The following is a 15,878-nucleotide window of genomic DNA, read 5'->3' as shown; positions in this document are numbered from 1 at the left end:
CAAGGAGGCCTTCACGGACCGGTGAGCGTTCTCAGGGGGTCGTGAGTGGCGATTCGGGTTCTACTGAGCGGTAGGACGATCGTGGCGTGTTGCGAAAGCCACTTTCGCAACCTTCAGTGTTGCGAAAGTGGCTTTCGCAACGTCGGAGGCGGGGCCGAGCTACGTCGGGAGCACTGAACGAGGCTGCGGCACGCCGTGATTGCCTTACCCCTCAATAACCGTCATCGCCACTCACGACCCCGCCGCGCGCCAGATTCCCGAACCGACGGGAACAGTTCCCCTACCTGCCGGGAAAGATCCGAAATTAGCCTTCGGTCACCGGTCGGCCACGTCGGCACCCCCCATGGACTCCGACCCGCGCCGGTAAGTCTCGTGAACCACCGCGGGTATCCGACTCTGGAGGATGTGTGACTGAGCGAGAAGTCGACGTATCGGCGATCGGCGGCCGGGCGAAGGCGGGCGGGTCCGCATGACCGGCGCCACGAGGACCGGCGTCTTCGCGGTACTGCGGTCGACCCCGGCCCCCGTCAGGTATCTGCTCGGCGGCGTGCTGGTCAACCAGCTGGGCGCGTTCGTCCAGACGTTCCTGATCCTGTACCTGACGTTCCGGGGCACCTCGGTCGGTTTCGCCGGGGTCTGCCTCGCCGCGTACAGCGTCGGGGCGATCTTCGGCGCCATGCTCGGCGGCGAGCTGACCCACCGGTTCGGTGGCCGCGCGACGATCGTGACGGTGATGACGTGCGCGGCACCGCTCGTCGCGTCGATCCCGCTGGTCCGGGGCACGCCTTGGGCACTGGTCACGGCGGTCGCGCTGTCCGGGCTGGCGATCCAGGCGTACCGGCCGGCGGCCGCGGTGCTACTCGCGGAGTACATGCCGGAAGAGCACAAGGTCATGGGCTTTTCGATGATGCGCATCGCGCTGAACATCGGCGCGGCCGTGGCGCCGCTGATCGCCGCCGTGGTCATCCAGGTGAACTGGGATCTGCTGTTCTGGCTGGACGGGATGACGGCGGCACTGTGGGCGTTGCTGGCGTTCGTGTTGCTGCCGAAGGGAAGCAATACCCCGCAAGAGTCCAAAGCAGACGCTCCTCCCGCGCTGAGCGCCCGCGCGGTGTACGCGACGATGATCCGGGACACCCGGTTCCTGTGCTATCTGGTGGCGGGCCTGTTCGGCATGATGATCTACGCCGGCTGGGTCGCGGTGCTGCCGTTGAACATCGTCGACGCCGGGTATCCGGTGGGGCTGTACAGCACGGTGCTGGTGATCTCCTCGGTCGTGCTGATCACCTGTGAACTGAAGATCACCACCTACATCGTCCGGATCCCGAAGAATCTCGCCGGTCTGTTCGGCAACCTGGTGAGCGCGCTGGGATTCGCGCTCTACGGGCTGATCGCGCAGCATCAGTTCTTCGTGATCGCCGGTGCCTTGCTGGCGGTGTCCGGGCTGATGATCCACGGACCGAGCACAGCCTCCCATCCGGCGACTTTCCCGGTGGAGCTGAGAAGCCGCTACATCGCGACGAAGGAGACGTTGTCCGGGGTGGCCGCGACGATCGGGCCGGTACTGGGGCTGTTTCTCTGGAGCGAATTCGGCGGCCCGGGGTTCTGGGGCTTCTGCGCGGTGCTGTCCGTCATCGCCGGATCGATGCACATCTACGGCCTCAAACAACCACCCGTGGCGGAAAAGGTGGCCGAACCCGAGCCGGAAGTCGTGGGAGAGCGACCATGAACGAATCCAACGGTGTCCTGCTGATCATCGGCAGCGGCCTGAAGTTGTACCGCGAGTACCTGGTCTCGTCCATCCATCGGTGCGCCCGTGAGGCCGGACTCGGCCTGGTGCTGCTGAACAATCTCAAACCCACTTGGCAGCACGCGTATTTCGACGAGATCGTCCACACGGACGTGTTCGACGCGGACGAGATGCTCGCCGCCGCCCGTGAGGTCGCCGGACGGCACCGGATCGCCGGCCTGATGTGCTGGGACGAGCCGGTCGTGCTCGCCGCGGGTGAGCTCGCCGCCGAACTCGGGGTCCCCGGGTTGAGCGTCGACGGCGTCCGCGGTTGCCGCGACAAGAACCGCACCCGCACCGTGCTGACCGCGGAAGGGTTGCCGCAGCCGGGATACGCCTTGACCACCGGTCTCGACGAGGCCCGCGCCGAGGCCGCCCGGATCGGGTACCCGGTGGTGCTCAAGCCGAGGGCGATGGGCGCGAGCATCGGCGTGGTGTACGCCGCCGACGAGTCCGAAGTGGACGCCGCGTTCGGGGTCGCCATGGGCGCCGCCACCGTCGACCAGAGCCGCTACGGCGGCGGCGCGATCGTGGAGGGCTACGTCGCCGGGCCCGAGATCAGCATCGACGCGGCCGTGTACAAGGGCGAATACCTGCCGATGTTCGTGGCCCGCAAGGAAACCGGCGACCAGCCGTACTTCGAGGAGATCGGGCACGTCGTCGACGCCGGCGATCCGCTGCTGCACGACACCGAACTGATGGACGTCCTGGCGCGGGCGCATCGCGCGCTCGGCGTGGAGGACGGCATCACCCATTCCGAGGTCCGGCTGACCGACCGCGGCCCGCTGATCATCGAGATCAACGGGCGTCTCGGCGGTGACCTGATCCCGTTCCTCGGCCGGACCGCCACCGGTCTCGACCCCGGCGAGATCCTGTTCGCCGTGGCGACCGGGCGACGGCCGGTCATCGCCCCGACCCGGCACGCGGTCGCCGGGATCCGGTTCGGCTACCCGGCTCACGACTGCCTGGTCCACGAAGTCACGGTCCCCGCCGAAGCGCCGGGCCTGGTCGTCGCGTCGCCGATGGTCGACCCGGGGACCACCCTGCGGCTGCCACCCGGCGGCTACATCGCCCGGCATTCGTTCGTGGTGTGCGAAGCCGATGACCGGGACACCTGCGCCCGGCGACTGGACGCGGCGGCCGCACTGGTGCGGGTCGACGCCGATCCGGTGAACCCACCAGCACCCGGTACCGCGTTCGAGATGCCCGCCGGGCTGCTCGACGTCGACGAACACGAGGGAGTTTCCGCATGACCATGACCGAACCCGTCCGCACCGACAGGCCGCTGACCGGCGCTCAGATCCTCGCGAACGCGAAGGCGCTCGCACCGATCCTGCGCGAGCGGGCGGCGGAGATCGAAAAGAACCGGAGCCTGCCCGCGGACGTGGTCGAGTTGCTGCGCGACGCCGGTGTCTTCCGGATCGGTTTCAGCCGGGACTGGGGCGGCCCCGAGATGACCTCGATGGAACAGACCGAGGTGATCGAAGCGCTTTCGTACGGCGACGCGTCCGTCGGCTGGTGCGCCAAACTCGGCTCGGACATCGGGTTGCACGCCAACTTCCTCGACCAGGACGAAGCCCGCCGGATGTTCACCAGCATCGACATGCACTCCGCCGGTGTGCTCCCCGTGACGGGGCACGCGGAACGTGTCCCCGGCGGCTACCGGCTCACCGGACGCTGGAGTTTCGGCAGCGGCTCGACCCACGCCGACTGGGTGGCCTCCGGGGCCATGGTGTTCGAGAACGGTGAGCCCTACGCCAGCCCGGACGGCAGCAACCCGCACGAGTCGCGGCTGTTCATGGTGCCCGGCGACCAGATCGAATCGGTCGACAACTGGTACACCCTCGGCCTGTGCGGCTCCGGCAGCAGCGACTACACGATCACGGACGTCTTCGTACCGGAGAACCACACCCTGACTTTCGACAACCCGCAGGTCCCCAATGGACCGCTGGTACAGCCGGACGTGATCCAGCGCAGCATGTGCGGCGTCCCGCTCGGCGTGGCGAGGGCTGCGCTGGACTACGTCCGCGGCCTCACCATGGAACGGGTCGACATGCTGAAGGGCTCGCCGTGGCGGATGAGCGGCGTGGCCTGGAAGGACAACGAGCGCATCCAGATCACCCTTGCCGAATGCGAGGCCGACTACAGCACGACACGGGCCGGCGTTTACCAGGCGCTGCAGCGCCAATGGGAGGTCACCGCCGACGGCACCGGCACGCTGGACGATCTCACGCCCGACGAGCGGGTCGCTCCGGCGCTGACCGGCTGGCAGGCCTTCCAGATGTCGAAGCGGGTCGTGCAGCGGCTCTGTGATCTGCTCGGCACCGCGGCCATCCGGTCGGGCGACCCGATGAACCGGTGGCTGCGCGACTCGATGACCATGGCCATGCACCCGACCGCGCGGGACCGCGTCACCCAGACGGTCGGCGCGCATCTGGTCGGTGCCAAGCCGTCCATGCGGTTCATGCTCGGCATCGTCGACAAGCCCAAGACCGAGTCCGATGCGTGAGCAGCGGCCCATCCTGATCGTCGGGTTCGTGACGCCAGTGCTGATGGCACTGACCGGCACCGAACCCGGCGGTTCGGTCATCCTCGTCGAGGAGCCGGACGTCATCCGCAAACGGGACCTGCGCACGAGGCTCGCCGGGTCTCCCCTGGTCGGTGCACTGATCGGCTGGGAACACGCCCGGCCCGGTTCGGCCGACGAGTTCTACGTCGCCCATCCGGACCTGGACCCGGCCGCGGTGATCCCGCTGATCGAGTACGCCACCCCGTTCGCCGCCCGGCTCGCCGAACGTTACGGCCTGCCGGGCGCGACCCTGGGTGCCGCGCAGATCCTGCGGGACAAGGCGATGCTGCGGAAGGTCAGCGCGGCCGCCGGGCTGGCCAATCCGGAGAGCGCCACCGTGACCTCTCCGGAGGACGTGCTGGCGTTCCTGCGCGCCCATCCCGGCCCGGTGGTGCTCAAACCGGCGAACCGGCAGGCCGCGGTCGGCACGCAGATCATCCGTGACCCTGGCGAGGTCGAGGGGGCATGGGCGAGCTGTGTCGAACAGGACGAGGGCATCTTCGTCCCCGACCGGCCGATGGAACTGTCCATGCTGGTCGAGCGGTACGTGCCAGGCCCCGAGTACAGCGTCGAGATGCTCGTCCGCGACGGGCGGCAGCTGTTCGCCAACGTCACCGGCAAACAGCTCTATCCCGGCCCGCGGCCGGTGGAGCTGGCCCATATCGTGCCCGCCGACATTCCCGGCGACCTCACCGAGGAGCTCGCGGAACTGACCTGTCAGGTCGTCGAGGCGGTCGGATTCGCCGACGGCATCCTGCACTGCGAGTGGATCGTCTCCGACGGACGGCCGTATCTGGTGGAATGCGCCGGCCGGATCGCCGGTGACGGGATCATGGAGGTCATCGACCGCGCCTACTCGATGGAGCTGTTGCGTTCCTACGTGGCGATGATGCGCGGCGAGATGCTGCCCGAGTTGCCTCGCCTCGCCAAGGGCGGCGCCGCCGTCCGGTTCGTCCCGATGGAGCCGGGCGTGATCGACGCCGTCCTCGGGCTCGATCAGGCCCGGCAGGTGGAAGGCGTGTTCCTGGTGGACATCCAGGTCGAGCCTGGCCACCGGTTCACCGGGCTGCGCAGCTCGTGGGACCGGACGGGGTTGGTGATGGCCGTCGCGGACAGCCCCGCCGAAGCGTTGCAGCGCGCGGAAAAGGCCGCGGGCCTGATCCGTATCGAGGTCACCCCGGAGCCTTGAGACTCGGCGCGGCCCGGCGCTCGGACGAGTGTCCGGTCGGGGGCCTTCTGCCGGCTCCGGATCGTCGTTCCGTGAAGGGCCCCTTGAGGGACTCTGGGTCCCTCAAGGGGCCCTTCACGGAACGGAAAACGTCCCCGCGACCGGGTCACAACTTGAGCGCGTGAAGGCCCCCTTCCCTCGGCTGAGCCGAGGGAAGGGGGCCTTCACGCGCTTCCACTGTGGACGGTCAGCGGCGGAGTCGGCGGGCGGCCGCGGCGGCGGCACCGGCCGCGACGACCGCGGCACCCGAGTACTTCAGGATCCGGTGCTGGCGGGTAGCCCGCCGCAAGGCCTTGGCGTACGGAACGGTGGTGTTGGTGATCATCGCGTGCAGCGGCATCCAGCGGTGCCGGAGAACTTTCTCCAGCACGGTGTCGCAGGCGCGTTCCAGGCGGACCGCCGGCGAGCGCACGGTGTCGCGGAGTTCGGCGAAGTTGCGGTGGGACATGTCCGCCAGCGCGTCGGTGTTCGGCTTGCGGCGGGTGTAGTACCTCGTCAGCGCCGCCGTCGTGTCGCCCGGGTGGAGGGAGAGACTGTCCGTCAGTTCCAACGCGTCCTCGAAGGCCGAGTTCATGCCCTGGGCCAGGAACGGATAGACGGCGTGGCAAGCGTCCCCGATCAGCACCACCTTCCCCTCGTGGATCCACGGGGCCGTGCTGACGGTGACGAGATTGAAGGTGGGCCTCCGCAGGAACTCCTCGCCGAGGTCGGGGACCAGCGACAGGACGTCGGGGAAATGGCGGCGGAACAAGGATTCCACGTCCTCAGCCGTCTTCAGCGAGTCGAAACCGTGGGGGCCGCGGAACGGCAGGACACAGGAACAGGTGAAGGAACCGTCGCGGTTGGGGTGGGCGAACATCATGATGTCGCCGCGAGGCCACAGATGGAAGACGTCGTCGGCCATGCGATGGCCGCCGTCCGCGGCCGCCGGGATGTGGAGTTCCCGCCAGCCCCATTCGAGGTAGCGCTGCGAGAACTCCGCGCGCTGTTCGTGGTGCATGGAGCGGCGGACGGCCGAGAACGCGCCGTCCGCACCCACCACGACATCCGGCTTCACCACGAGCGCCCGCCCGTCGGGGTCTACAAAGGACACCGAGGGCAGGTCACGGTCCATGCCGGTGCACCGCGTGTCGAAAACGAACCGCACCCCGGGCACCCGGCTGGCCGCGTCCACGAGGACCGCGCTCAGGTCCTGGCGCTGGATGGCCAGGATGCCGCCTTCGCCGTAGGCCGAGAACCGCAGCCCGCCATCGGGGTTGTGCAGCATCCGCCCGCGCATCGGCACCACGAGCCGTCTCACCTCGTCCGACAACCCCAGGCGATCCAGCGCCGCCAGGCCACGCCGGGAAAGCCCGAGGTTCATGGACGTGGCGGCGCTGGCGGTCTCGCGAGGATCCGGCCTGCGGTCGTACACCGTCACCGTATGCCCTTGCCTACCCAGCGAAAGCGCCAGGAACGCGCCCGCCATCCCGGCGCCCACAATCGTGAACTCCACTATGCACTCCCCTTGTTCAAGCCTTGACCTCCATGACAGCGCCGAGGATCTCCTCGGCGACGAGCGGCGCGGTGGCGAATCCGGTGCCACCGCAGGCGGGACGGGCCCACACCGACGGGCGGATCCGGACGAGCATCGGGCCGCCGCCGACGGGATCGGCCGCGTAGTGGCAGTCCCGCACGGCGACGACGGCGTAGTCCGCGGCGCCGGCGAGGATCGGCTCGGCGAGCAGCCGATCCGCCCACGGTCCGCGTTCCCGCTCCGTGGTGGCCGCGACCTCCCGGCACACCGCGTCCGAACTGATCTTGAGCAGGGTGCCCCCGCCGGGTGGCAGGAGCCAGGCCGTGCGGGCCGCACCGATCCGGCCGACGCCGGGGGCCGACGTCCACCAGCCAGCCAGCTCCCGCGGCGGCCGCAGGTAGACCATGGTCTGCCGGTACAGCGTGACGGGCCGCTCGACCAGTTCGGTGTTCCCCGGTCCCGCCGCGACCAGCACGAGATCCGCGTCCACCACGGTCCCGTCGGCCGCGGACACCCGATGCTCGTCGACATCGACGACGGCGCATCGCGGCCGCAAGGTCACCGCGGGATGCGCGGCGAGCCATTCGGCCGCCGCGCGCAGGAACCGTTCCGCCAGCAGCACGCCGGCACCCACGTCGAGCACCCCGGCGGTCCCGGCGGGGAACACCACGGGCGCCAAGGCGTCCGGCGACACGGCGACCGCGGGCAGCCCGGCGCGGCTCGCCGTGTCGAACATCGACGCGAGCTCGTCCGGGACGCCCGCGGTGACCACGCCGACCGGCCGGAAGATCTCCGTCCGCAGCAACGATTCCAGCTCCAGCCACCGACGGCGGGCCTCGGCCATCCGCAGGGTCCCGTCGACGTCGTCCGGACGCAGCACCCGCAGGGCGCGGTGCTGGTCGGACGACGCCGACGCGGGATTCGGGACGGGACCGCGGTCGAACACGGTGACGCGGTGGCCCGCCCGCGCGCAGCCGATCGCGGTCACCAATCCGGTCACGCCCGCGCCGACGACGGCGACCGAGGCCATCAGACGGCCAGCCGCGGCAACTTCTCGGCGACGACCGTGTCCGCGTCCACCTGCCCTGGCAACGTCGTGTCGGGCAGCGCGGCCGCGGCGAGATCGATCAGGATCGGAGCGGCACAGCGCAGGAACACGTTCACCTGGTGGCAGAGGTCGCCCGCGGTCTCGGCGGTCGTCGCGGCGGCCAGCCGGTCCAGCCGTCCCAGCTGCTCGGCGAGCGTCGACGCGACGGCGGTCAGGCTGAACCGCTCGAGCCCGTAGCCGTCGGTGAACCGCTCGGTCATCCGCTTCGCCGTCCGCCGCGCGTCGGTGGAGACGGGCAGCGGGCCACGGTCCACCCACTCGTCGACCACCGCCGCGATCCGGTTCCACGGCCCGGTCAACCGGGTCTCGCTGACCCGGAGCAGCGCCTCGTGGGTGAAGTCGGTGCGCTGGTATTCGGGGCTGGTGGCGCAGAGATGGAAGCGGATGAGATCGCGCGGCACCTCGGCGGCCAGTTCGCGGCCGGACACCACATGTCCGCGGCTGGTGGAGAACTTCTCGTTGGCCAGCTCGTAGAACTCGTTGGTGACGTACTGCGCCGGCAGCACATGGCCGCCGAGCGCGGTGAGCATCGCCGTGCCCACGACCGCGAACGGGTACGTCGCGTCCAGGCCGAGGAAGTACACCACGGTCGAACCGGAGTCCTCCCGCCACAGCTCGTCGTCCGCGGTCAGCACCGCGCCGCGTTTCTCGGCGGCCAGCGCGGTGGTGAACATGCTCCACGGCATGCCCTCCATATGCGGATAGATGACCTGCCCTGGCACCTCGGGGAACGGCGCCGGGATACCCCACGACGTCGGCTGGGTGATCGGGAAGTCCGGCAGCGGCCCCGCCATCGCGGACTCGATGAGCCGCGCCATCCCGGGCCGCATCGGGATCCGGGCGAAGTACGCCTCCAGTTCCGCGCGGTACCGCTCCACCGGGAAGACGAGGATGTCCGCCTCCCGGTACTCCAACTTCTCGTCCGGGCGCAGCGTCGAACGCGGCTCGATCAGGTCACCCGGGGCGACCGGCAGCCCGCAGCTCTCGCAGATCCCGGCGTACCCGTCGGCGAGGCAGAACGGGCAGCCGCCGCTGACGTAGGCGTCCATCAGGTACTCGCCGGTGCTCGGCAGGAACGGGAAACGCACGGTCCGCAGCTCGAGCCTGCCCATCCCGTGCAGGCGATCGTAGAAGTCCATGACGAGTTTGGTGAACCTGTCACCGATGCAGCCGAACCCGTCGACCTCGATCCCCATCGCGGCCAACGTCTGCCGCACCTGCTCCGCGGAGCGTTCCCGCAGGTCTTCCGGTGCCACGCCGAGCCGCGCGGCAGCGGTGACGATGTAGTTCTGGGTGAAGTGCATGCCGGTGCCGTAGAGGGCTTCCGTGCCGGTCGCGCGGGCGTACCGGGCGCAGACGTCGGCGGCAAGGAACGGTCCGGCGAGATGGCCGAGGTGCAGATCGCCGTTCGCCGTCGGGGCCGGCGAGATCACCACCAGCCGGTTCATCAGGCGGTCCTCGACTCGGCGCCGCGGCGCGCGAGCAGATCGCCGACGATGTCACGGGAACGATGGGCCAGCACGCTGATCAGCGAGTCGGCGATACCGTGCGTCGCCTCGTTGACGCCCTGCAGATACACCGCGCCCCAAGCGGAATCGCCGAGATCGACCCGGTAGCAACGGCTGACCGAGATCTCCGCGAGGCCGACGCTGTCGGCCAGGTCGCGCACCATCGCGGGCATCCGCTGGTCGTAGCCGGTGCCGAGGAGCACCAGATCGCACTGCAACGCCTCAACCTTGCCGCTGGTCCGATCACGCAGATCGAGGACGATCTCGTCGTCTTCGATCCTGGCGCCGACCACCTCGGTCAGGGTGCGCACGTGCGAACGCTGCACGCCGAGACCGCGCTGCTGGTAGAGCGTGGTGTACATGTGGTCGAGGAACGGCGGGGCCGCCCCGGCGTAGTTGGTCAGGCGCATCTCGTCCAGCATCTGCTCCCGGATGTCGGCCGGGCTGTCGTAGAAGCGGTCGACGAACGACGGGAAGAACAGCTCGTTGACGAATTTGCTGGTCTGGTAGTTCTGCGGGCCGATCGAACGCACGATCATGGTGCGGGTGCTGTTGGGCAGATTGTCGTGCAGTGCCATGAACATCTCGGCCGCGATCTGCGCCCCGCCCACCACGACGGCGCGCAGCGGGGCGTCCGGCGGCAGCTCCGCGATCCGGCGCCGGTACTGGGCACTGTGGATGATCCGGTCGGCCGGAAGGTCGGCGAAGACGTCCGGCACGTTCGCGTCCCGGCCGCCGCCCACGACGAGATCGCGGCAGTGGATCGTGTCCCCTCCGGCGAGCGTCGCGGTCCAGCCGGTGATCGATCCGTCGGTGCCGCGTACGGGTTCGATGCGCTGGACCCTGGCGTCGTACCGGATGCGGACCTTGTCCAGCGACTTCGCGACCCACTGCAGGTAGTCGGAGAACTCCCAGCGGAACGGGTGGAAGGTGCCCAGGTTGACGAACTCGTCGAGCCGATTCTCCTGGTACAGGAAGTTGAGGAACGAGAACTTGCTGCGCGGGTTGCGCAGGGTCACCAGATCCTTGAGGAAGGAGACCTGGCTGCGTGCCCACGGCATCAGCAGATCGCGTTGCCATTTGATGTCCGGGCTCTGCTCCAGCAGCAGCGTCTGCTCGGCGAGCTCCGGATTCCCGGACTCCTCGATGGCCACCGCGAGCGCCAGGTTCGCCGGTCCGGCACCGATCGCCAGCAAACCCACCTGTATTTCAGTCACAGATACACCCCGTTCGTCCAGAATAGGTTGCCGACACTAAGGATCGACATTTCCCCGGCAACAGGGTCGCTTTTCCCGCCGAACCGGGAATCTCGGCAAGGTCATCCGCTTCTGCACAAAAGACCGCCCGGCGATAGGGATAAATTCCCCCTTTTCCGGGAGACCACCTGGCCGGCCTCTCCGCTACCCCAAGAGGCTCCGCCGTCTGCCCCATAAGGTAGCGGCACGTTGCCGCATTCGGCCGAGTACCGAAAGCACGCCGCTTCTTCCCTCTTGACCGACCAGGTCCGCACCAGCGAAAAAATTGATTGCGATCAATTGTCCATAACGGTCGTATGGATCCGTTCGATACCTAGTGCATAGACTCTTCTCGCGGCCGGCGAGCCCCATCCCCGGCACGGTCGAGCAGGCACCTTCATCGCACTTCACCGAACGGAGCCGATCAGGCAGGCTCAGTAGCGGCAGGCATAGGGGAAAATGATGAACAATCACGTCAGTGTCGGTAACACCGCCCGTTTGTGGCCGGCGGAACTCCATGACCAGCGGCGCACCGCGCGCCTGTTGCCCGAACAAAACAGGGGTGAAGAAAATACCGACACCGAATGGGTGACGGTATTCCTCGCCGACAGCCAACCGGCCGTTCGCTACCGGGTCCGCTCCGCGCTCGAACTCGTCGACGGCATCGTCGTCATCGGTGAAGCGGCCACGGCGAACGCCACGATCGCGGAAACCTTCCGGCACCGGCCGGACGTACTGGTCGTCGACCCTCAGCTCGGCGAGGCCGCGGCCATCGACGTGGTGAGCCGGGTGTCCCGCGTCGCACCGGACACCCGGATCCTGGTGCTGAGCACGGCCGACGACGACTCCGCCATCAGATCGGCGCTCCAGGCGGGCGCGCGCGGATATCTGATCAAGGGCACCGATCTGGACCAGGTCGTCCGCGGCGTTCAGGTCGTGGCCGCGGGCGAGGCGATCGTCGGCAAGGCGATCGCCTGCCGGTTCAGCGCCTTGATGCGGTCGGCGGGCGGACCGGAGCCGTACCCCTTTCCCCAGCTGACGACCAGAGAACGGGAAGTGCTCGACCGCGTCGCCGCGGGAAAATCGAACGGCGCCATCGCCCGCGAACTGGCGCTTGCGCAGAAGACCATCAGCAATCGTGTTTCCGCGGTCTTCGGCAAACTCGGAGTGGCCGACCGGGCACAGGCGATCGTGCTGGCGCGGGACGCGGGTCTCGGCCGCGGCTGATTCACCGGTAATCGGGAATAGTTCCCCTATCTCCGGGAAGACGGCCGAACATAGCCTCGATCAGCACCGAACGCCGGAGATGGAAAAGCATGCTGATCGGAGTGGGATGTGACTGACCAAGACCTCGCCGTCGTGGACATCCGCAGGCTGGAACACGAGAACCTGACGCGGGCCTACGGCTTGGAGATGAAGCTGCTTTATCCATGGAACGGTTTGACAGCACCGTTTCGAGGGGCTTGGTGTGTCCTTCGCCCCGGTGACGTATCGGTGTCCCACGCCCACCACGAACACGAGATCTTCATCGGAATGACCGGAAAGGCCGCGGTGATCGCCGGCGAGAAGCGGCACGAGTTCGTGGCCGGCGACCTCGTATTCCTGAAACCGGGGATCGAACACAACCTCGTCAACGATCACGACGAGGACTTCTCCTACTACGCGATCTGGTGGGACCGGTCGATGTCGGACGAGTTCGTCTCCCACGAGATCTCCCGGGCCGAGTCCCATGATTGATTACGACGGGCGGAAATTCCGCAAAGCGGGCGGCGACGCCGAAGCGATCGCCGTGTACCGGCAAGAAGGCGTCGTCGTCTGGTCCGAGTTCGCCGGGGGCGAGGTGCGGCGAGGGTCGATCACCGGCGCCCAGCGGGAGAACGGGGCCCTGCACCTGGGATACACCCTCGTGCTCGCCACCGGTGAGGTGATCTGCGGGCACACGGTGAACACGCCGGAGATGACCGAAGACGGCCACCTCCGCCTGCGTGAGGTGTGGGAGCGCTACGGCCCGCACGCCGCCACCGGCGTCTCCTACCTCGACGAGGTGAGCTAGTGTTCCGCAGCCCATCCGACGCGGACTGGCGACGCCTCGACCACGCCGTGGCAGGCCGCGTGCGGCGCCCCGGAGAGTCCGGGTTCCGCGACGCCAGCGTGCCGTTCAACAAACGGTTCGCGGAAATCACCCCACGCGGTGTCGTCTCCGTGACGAACACCGCCGACGTACGAACCGCCATCGAATGGGCGCGCGACACCGGCGTCGACGTCGTCGCCCGTTGTGGCGGGCACAGTTACGCGGGCCATTCGGTCAACACCGGCCTGGTCATCGACCTTTCCCCGATGAACACCGTGACCGCCGACGGGTCGACAGGGCTCGTGACGGTCGCGGGCGGCGCGCGGATGGCGGACGTCTACGCCGCCATCCAGCCGTGCGAAATGGCATTCGCGCTGGGCAACGGAGCCTCCGTCGGTATCGCAGGACTCACCCTCGGCGGCGGGTGCGGGGCCACCTCCCGCGCGTTCGGGCTGACCGCGGACGCGCTCGTGGCGACCACGGTGGTGACCGCGGACGGGCGGGTTCTGCGGTGCGACGCGGACGACAACGCCGACCTGTTCTGGGCCTGCCGCGGTGGCGGCGGCGGGAACTTCGGGATCAACGTGTCCTTCACCTTCCAGGCGAGGCCGGTGGCGGACTGCGCCAGCTACCTGCTGCTGTGGGACCGCGCCGACGCGCCGAAGGTCTTTTCGGTGCTGCAGGAGGTCGCGCGGCGGGCGCCGGACGAATTCGCGGTCCGGATCGGCGTCAGCAAGTCTGGCGAGTCGGACGCCGTCGTGTCCGCCATCGGGCAGCATCTCGGCACGGCCGAGGAGTTGCGGGAGATCCTCGACCCCGTGCTGTCCGTCGCCCGGCCGATCCGCATGGATCTCGCGGACCGGACCTTCTGGGAGGCCAAGGACGACCTTCTGCACGAGACCGCGGAGGGCGCGTTCTCGGTACGGACCAACATCGTCACCGAGCCACTGCCCGACGAGGCGATCGCCACGATGCTGTCGTTCGTCGACCGCCTGCCCCCCAGCGGCAACCCGGACGGCGGTGGCGCGGCCCTGTTCTCCTGGGGTGGCGCGATCAACCGCGTGGGCGCGACGGAGACCGCGTTCGCCCACCGGAACGCGCTCTTCTTGCTGTCCATGGACACTTCGTGGGCCGAGAACGACGAGCCCGCCGTGGTCGACGCCAACCTCCGCTGGCTGGCGGAACTGGCCGACGCGTTGTCGCCGTATGTGTCCGACGGCGCCTTCCAGAACTTCATCGACCCGGATCTCGAAGACTGGCGCACCGCCTATTACGGCGTCAACTACCCACGACTGAAGGCGATCAAGGATCGGGTCGACCCCGACGGCGTCTTCACCTTCTCGCAAAGCATCGGATCATGATCGGCGACGACAAGGTCCTCATCTGGACGGCGGCCGAGGTCGAGAACGGCGCGATGCCGGCGGAGCATCGGCCCTACGCCCAGGAGATCCTGGCCTGGGCGGGCCGCTACCTGGTGTCGCCGCATCCGGAACTGGGCCGGAACGGACCGGTGTGCCCGTACACGCAACCATCGATCCACAAAGGACTATTCCATCTGGCGGCGCTGACCACCACGAATGGCGAGACCGACGTCCGCGACGCGATCGAGAGCCTGCGTTCTTGGTATGAAAGGCTTTCCGTCAGGACCTCGCCCGCGGACCGGGAACTGCTGACGATCCTCCTCGTGCTGCCGCAACTGGACTATCAGGACGCGACAGGGCTGGACGATCTGCAGCGTGAGGCGAAGGACAAGTTCGTCAACGACGGCCTGATGATCGGGCAGTTCCATCCGGTCTGCGAACAGCCCGGCCTGTGGAACGAGAAGTTCAAGGCGCTGCGCGCGCCGGTGCCGTTGCTGGCCATCCGGAAACTGGTCGTCTTCGACCTGCCGTTCCTGATGGACGACGCGGTGCACGCCGAAAGCTACCTCCGGCGGTTCGCCCCGGACATCCCGCCCCGCATCCGCGACCAGCTGGTCAGCAGGCTGGTGGGCACCAAGAAATCCTTGCAGACAGCCTGATCACCCCCGGGGGAAAACACTTATGCGGCACTACCTCATGGTCCGGCCGGCGTACTTCGACGTCGAGTACTCGATCAACCCGTGGATGGATCCCGGCAAACCCACCGACGCCCGGCTCGCGATCACCCAGTGGGAATGGCTGCGCGACCTTTACGTCGAACTGGGCCACCGGGTGGACCTGCTCGATCCGGTGCCGGGTCTGCCGGACATGGTGTACGCGGCCAACGGTGCCACCGTGGTGAACGGCAAGGTGCTGGTCGCGCATTTCCACCACCGGCACCGTCGCCGGGAATCCGCTGCGTACCTGAACTGGTTCACCGAGCACGGTTACCGCGATGTGCGGCAGGCCCGGTGGCACAACGAGGGCGAAGGCGACTTCCTCGTCGCGGGCTCCCGGATCCTGGCGGGTTCGGGTTTCCGCACCGACCGCCGCGCACACGACGAGGGCGCCGAGTTCTTCGGGGTGCCGGTGGTGGGGCTGACCTTGACCGACCCGCGTTACTACCATCTGGACACCGCCCTGACCGTCCTGGACGACGACCTGATCATGTACTTCCCGCAGGCCTTCACCGAAGAAAGCAGGCAGCGGCTCGAAGAGCTGTACCCGGACGCCATCACCGCTTCGGCCGCCGACGCCGCGGCGTTCGGCCTGAACGCGGTCTCCGACGGGCGGCACGTCATCCTGCCGCAGGCCGCGACGGGACTGATCGCCCAGCTGCGCGAGCGCGGCTTCGAACCGATCGGCGCCGATCTTTCGGAGCTGCTCAAGGGCGGCGGGAGTGTCAAATGCTGCACGCTGGAACTCCGCCCCGCCGCCCCATGAGGAACTCCGGC

14 protein-coding genes are annotated in these 15,878 nt (G+C 68.4%); 10 read left to right on the top strand and 4 right to left on the bottom strand.

Going from position 1 to position 15,878, the window contains the following annotated elements:
• Window positions 1-469: 469 nt before the first annotated feature.
• The 4 genes from DL990_RS25185 to DL990_RS25170 are packed head-to-tail and all read left to right on the top strand — an operon-like array spanning window position 470 to window position 5,547.
• A complete protein-coding gene (locus tag DL990_RS25185) occupies window positions 470-1,729 on the top strand; it encodes an MFS transporter (RefSeq protein WP_125787424.1) in 1,260 nt (419 codons plus the stop codon).
• Window positions 1,726-3,042, top strand: a complete 1,317-nt coding sequence (locus tag DL990_RS25180; RefSeq protein ID WP_125800101.1) for an acetyl-CoA carboxylase biotin carboxylase subunit family protein — start codon at window positions 1,726-1,728, stop codon at window positions 3,040-3,042. Before DL990_RS25185 ends, DL990_RS25180 begins: the two co-directional genes overlap by 4 nt.
• Window positions 3,039-4,298: an acyl-CoA dehydrogenase family protein gene (locus DL990_RS25175; protein ID WP_125800100.1), complete on the top strand. Its 1,260-nt coding sequence runs from the start codon at window positions 3,039-3,041 to the stop codon at window positions 4,296-4,298. The genes DL990_RS25180 and DL990_RS25175 overlap by 4 nt, the downstream gene beginning before the upstream one ends.
• Window positions 4,291-5,547 (top strand): ATP-grasp domain-containing protein, encoded by a 1,257-nt coding sequence (locus tag DL990_RS25170; RefSeq protein WP_125800099.1) that lies wholly within the window; start codon window positions 4,291-4,293, stop codon window positions 5,545-5,547. The genes DL990_RS25175 and DL990_RS25170 overlap by 8 nt, the downstream gene beginning before the upstream one ends.
• Before the next feature lie 226 nt (window positions 5,548-5,773).
• Here DL990_RS25170 and DL990_RS25165 read toward each other — a convergent pair whose 3' ends face one another.
• Genes DL990_RS25165 through DL990_RS25150 form a run of 4 tightly spaced genes read right to left on the bottom strand, consistent with a single transcriptional unit; the run spans window position 5,774 to window position 10,935 of the window.
• The gene (locus tag DL990_RS25165; protein ID WP_125800098.1) at window positions 5,774-7,081 is read right to left on the bottom strand and encodes an NAD(P)/FAD-dependent oxidoreductase; all 1,308 of its coding nucleotides are present in this window, start codon (window positions 7,079-7,081) and stop codon (window positions 5,774-5,776) included.
• A gap of 16 nt (window positions 7,082-7,097) precedes the next feature.
• On the bottom strand, window positions 7,098-8,132 hold the full coding sequence (locus tag DL990_RS25160) for an FAD-binding oxidoreductase (protein ID WP_125787419.1): 1,035 nt from the start codon (window positions 8,130-8,132) through the stop codon (window positions 7,098-7,100).
• On the bottom strand, window positions 8,132-9,658 hold the full coding sequence (locus DL990_RS25155; protein WP_125800097.1) for a class I tRNA ligase family protein: 1,527 nt from the start codon (window positions 9,656-9,658) through the stop codon (window positions 8,132-8,134). The genes DL990_RS25160 and DL990_RS25155 overlap by 1 nt, the downstream gene beginning before the upstream one ends.
• Entirely contained in the window at window positions 9,658-10,935 is a 1,278-nt protein-coding gene (locus DL990_RS25150; RefSeq protein ID WP_125800096.1) for a SidA/IucD/PvdA family monooxygenase, read from the bottom strand. Before DL990_RS25150 ends, DL990_RS25155 begins: the two co-directional genes overlap by 1 nt.
• A gap of 606 nt (window positions 10,936-11,541) precedes the next feature.
• Here DL990_RS25150 and DL990_RS25145 point away from each other — a divergent pair.
• The 6 genes from DL990_RS25145 (at window position 11,542) to ddaH (ending at window position 15,867) form a co-directional block, all read left to right on the top strand.
• Window positions 11,542-12,180: a response regulator transcription factor gene (locus tag DL990_RS25145; RefSeq protein WP_233599043.1), complete on the top strand. Its 639-nt coding sequence runs from the start codon at window positions 11,542-11,544 to the stop codon at window positions 12,178-12,180.
• Window positions 12,181-12,288: 108 nt separating this feature from the next.
• Window positions 12,289-12,690 carry a cupin domain-containing protein gene (locus DL990_RS25140; RefSeq protein ID WP_199746583.1) on the top strand — a complete coding sequence of 134 codons (402 nt, stop codon included), beginning with the start codon at window positions 12,289-12,291 and terminating at the stop codon, window positions 12,688-12,690.
• On the top strand, window positions 12,683-13,006 hold the full coding sequence (locus DL990_RS25135) for a hypothetical protein (protein WP_125800095.1): 324 nt from the start codon (window positions 12,683-12,685) through the stop codon (window positions 13,004-13,006). The genes DL990_RS25140 and DL990_RS25135 overlap by 8 nt, the downstream gene beginning before the upstream one ends.
• Window positions 13,006-14,385 carry an FAD-binding oxidoreductase gene (locus DL990_RS25130; RefSeq protein WP_125800094.1) on the top strand — a complete coding sequence of 460 codons (1,380 nt, stop codon included), beginning with the start codon at window positions 13,006-13,008 and terminating at the stop codon, window positions 14,383-14,385. Before DL990_RS25135 ends, DL990_RS25130 begins: the two co-directional genes overlap by 1 nt.
• The gene (locus DL990_RS25125) at window positions 14,382-15,044 is read left to right on the top strand and encodes a DUF6875 domain-containing protein (protein WP_125787413.1); all 663 of its coding nucleotides are present in this window, start codon (window positions 14,382-14,384) and stop codon (window positions 15,042-15,044) included. Before DL990_RS25130 ends, DL990_RS25125 begins: the two co-directional genes overlap by 4 nt.
• Before the next feature lie 22 nt (window positions 15,045-15,066).
• Complete coding sequence (gene ddaH, locus DL990_RS25120) at window positions 15,067-15,867, top strand: dimethylargininase (protein ID WP_125787412.1); 801 nt, start codon at window positions 15,067-15,069, stop codon at window positions 15,865-15,867.
• Window positions 15,868-15,878 lie beyond the last annotated feature (11 nt).

Origin of the sequence: Amycolatopsis sp. WAC 01416, assembly GCF_003947485.1 — a bacterium.
Lineage (GTDB): Bacteria > Actinomycetota > Actinomycetes > Mycobacteriales > Pseudonocardiaceae > Amycolatopsis.
The sequence above is the reverse complement of the archived record's forward strand: the minus strand, read 5'-3'. Positions and strand labels throughout refer to the sequence as shown.

Excerpts from the sequence above, each read along its gene's own strand:
- DL990_RS25185 (WP_125787424.1), top strand. The coding sequence starts at position 470 with ATGACCGGCGCCACGAGGACCGGCGTCTTCGCGGTACTGCGGTCGACC.
- DL990_RS25180 (WP_125800101.1), top strand. The coding sequence starts at position 1,726 with ATGAACGAATCCAACGGTGTCCTGCTGATCATCGGCAGCGGCCTGAAG.
- DL990_RS25175 (WP_125800100.1), top strand. The coding sequence starts at position 3,039 with ATGACCATGACCGAACCCGTCCGCACCGACAGGCCGCTGACCGGCGCT.
- DL990_RS25170 (WP_125800099.1), top strand. The coding sequence starts at position 4,291 with ATGCGTGAGCAGCGGCCCATCCTGATCGTCGGGTTCGTGACGCCAGTG.
- DL990_RS25160 (WP_125787419.1), bottom strand. The coding sequence starts at position 8,132 with ATGGCCTCGGTCGCCGTCGTCGGCGCGGGCGTGACCGGATTGGTGACC.
- DL990_RS25155 (WP_125800097.1), bottom strand. The coding sequence starts at position 9,658 with ATGAACCGGCTGGTGGTGATCTCGCCGGCCCCGACGGCGAACGGCGAT.
- DL990_RS25135 (WP_125800095.1), top strand. The coding sequence starts at position 12,683 with ATGATTGATTACGACGGGCGGAAATTCCGCAAAGCGGGCGGCGACGCC.
- DL990_RS25125 (WP_125787413.1), top strand. The coding sequence starts at position 14,382 with ATGATCGGCGACGACAAGGTCCTCATCTGGACGGCGGCCGAGGTCGAG.
- ddaH (WP_125787412.1), top strand. The coding sequence starts at position 15,067 with ATGCGGCACTACCTCATGGTCCGGCCGGCGTACTTCGACGTCGAGTAC.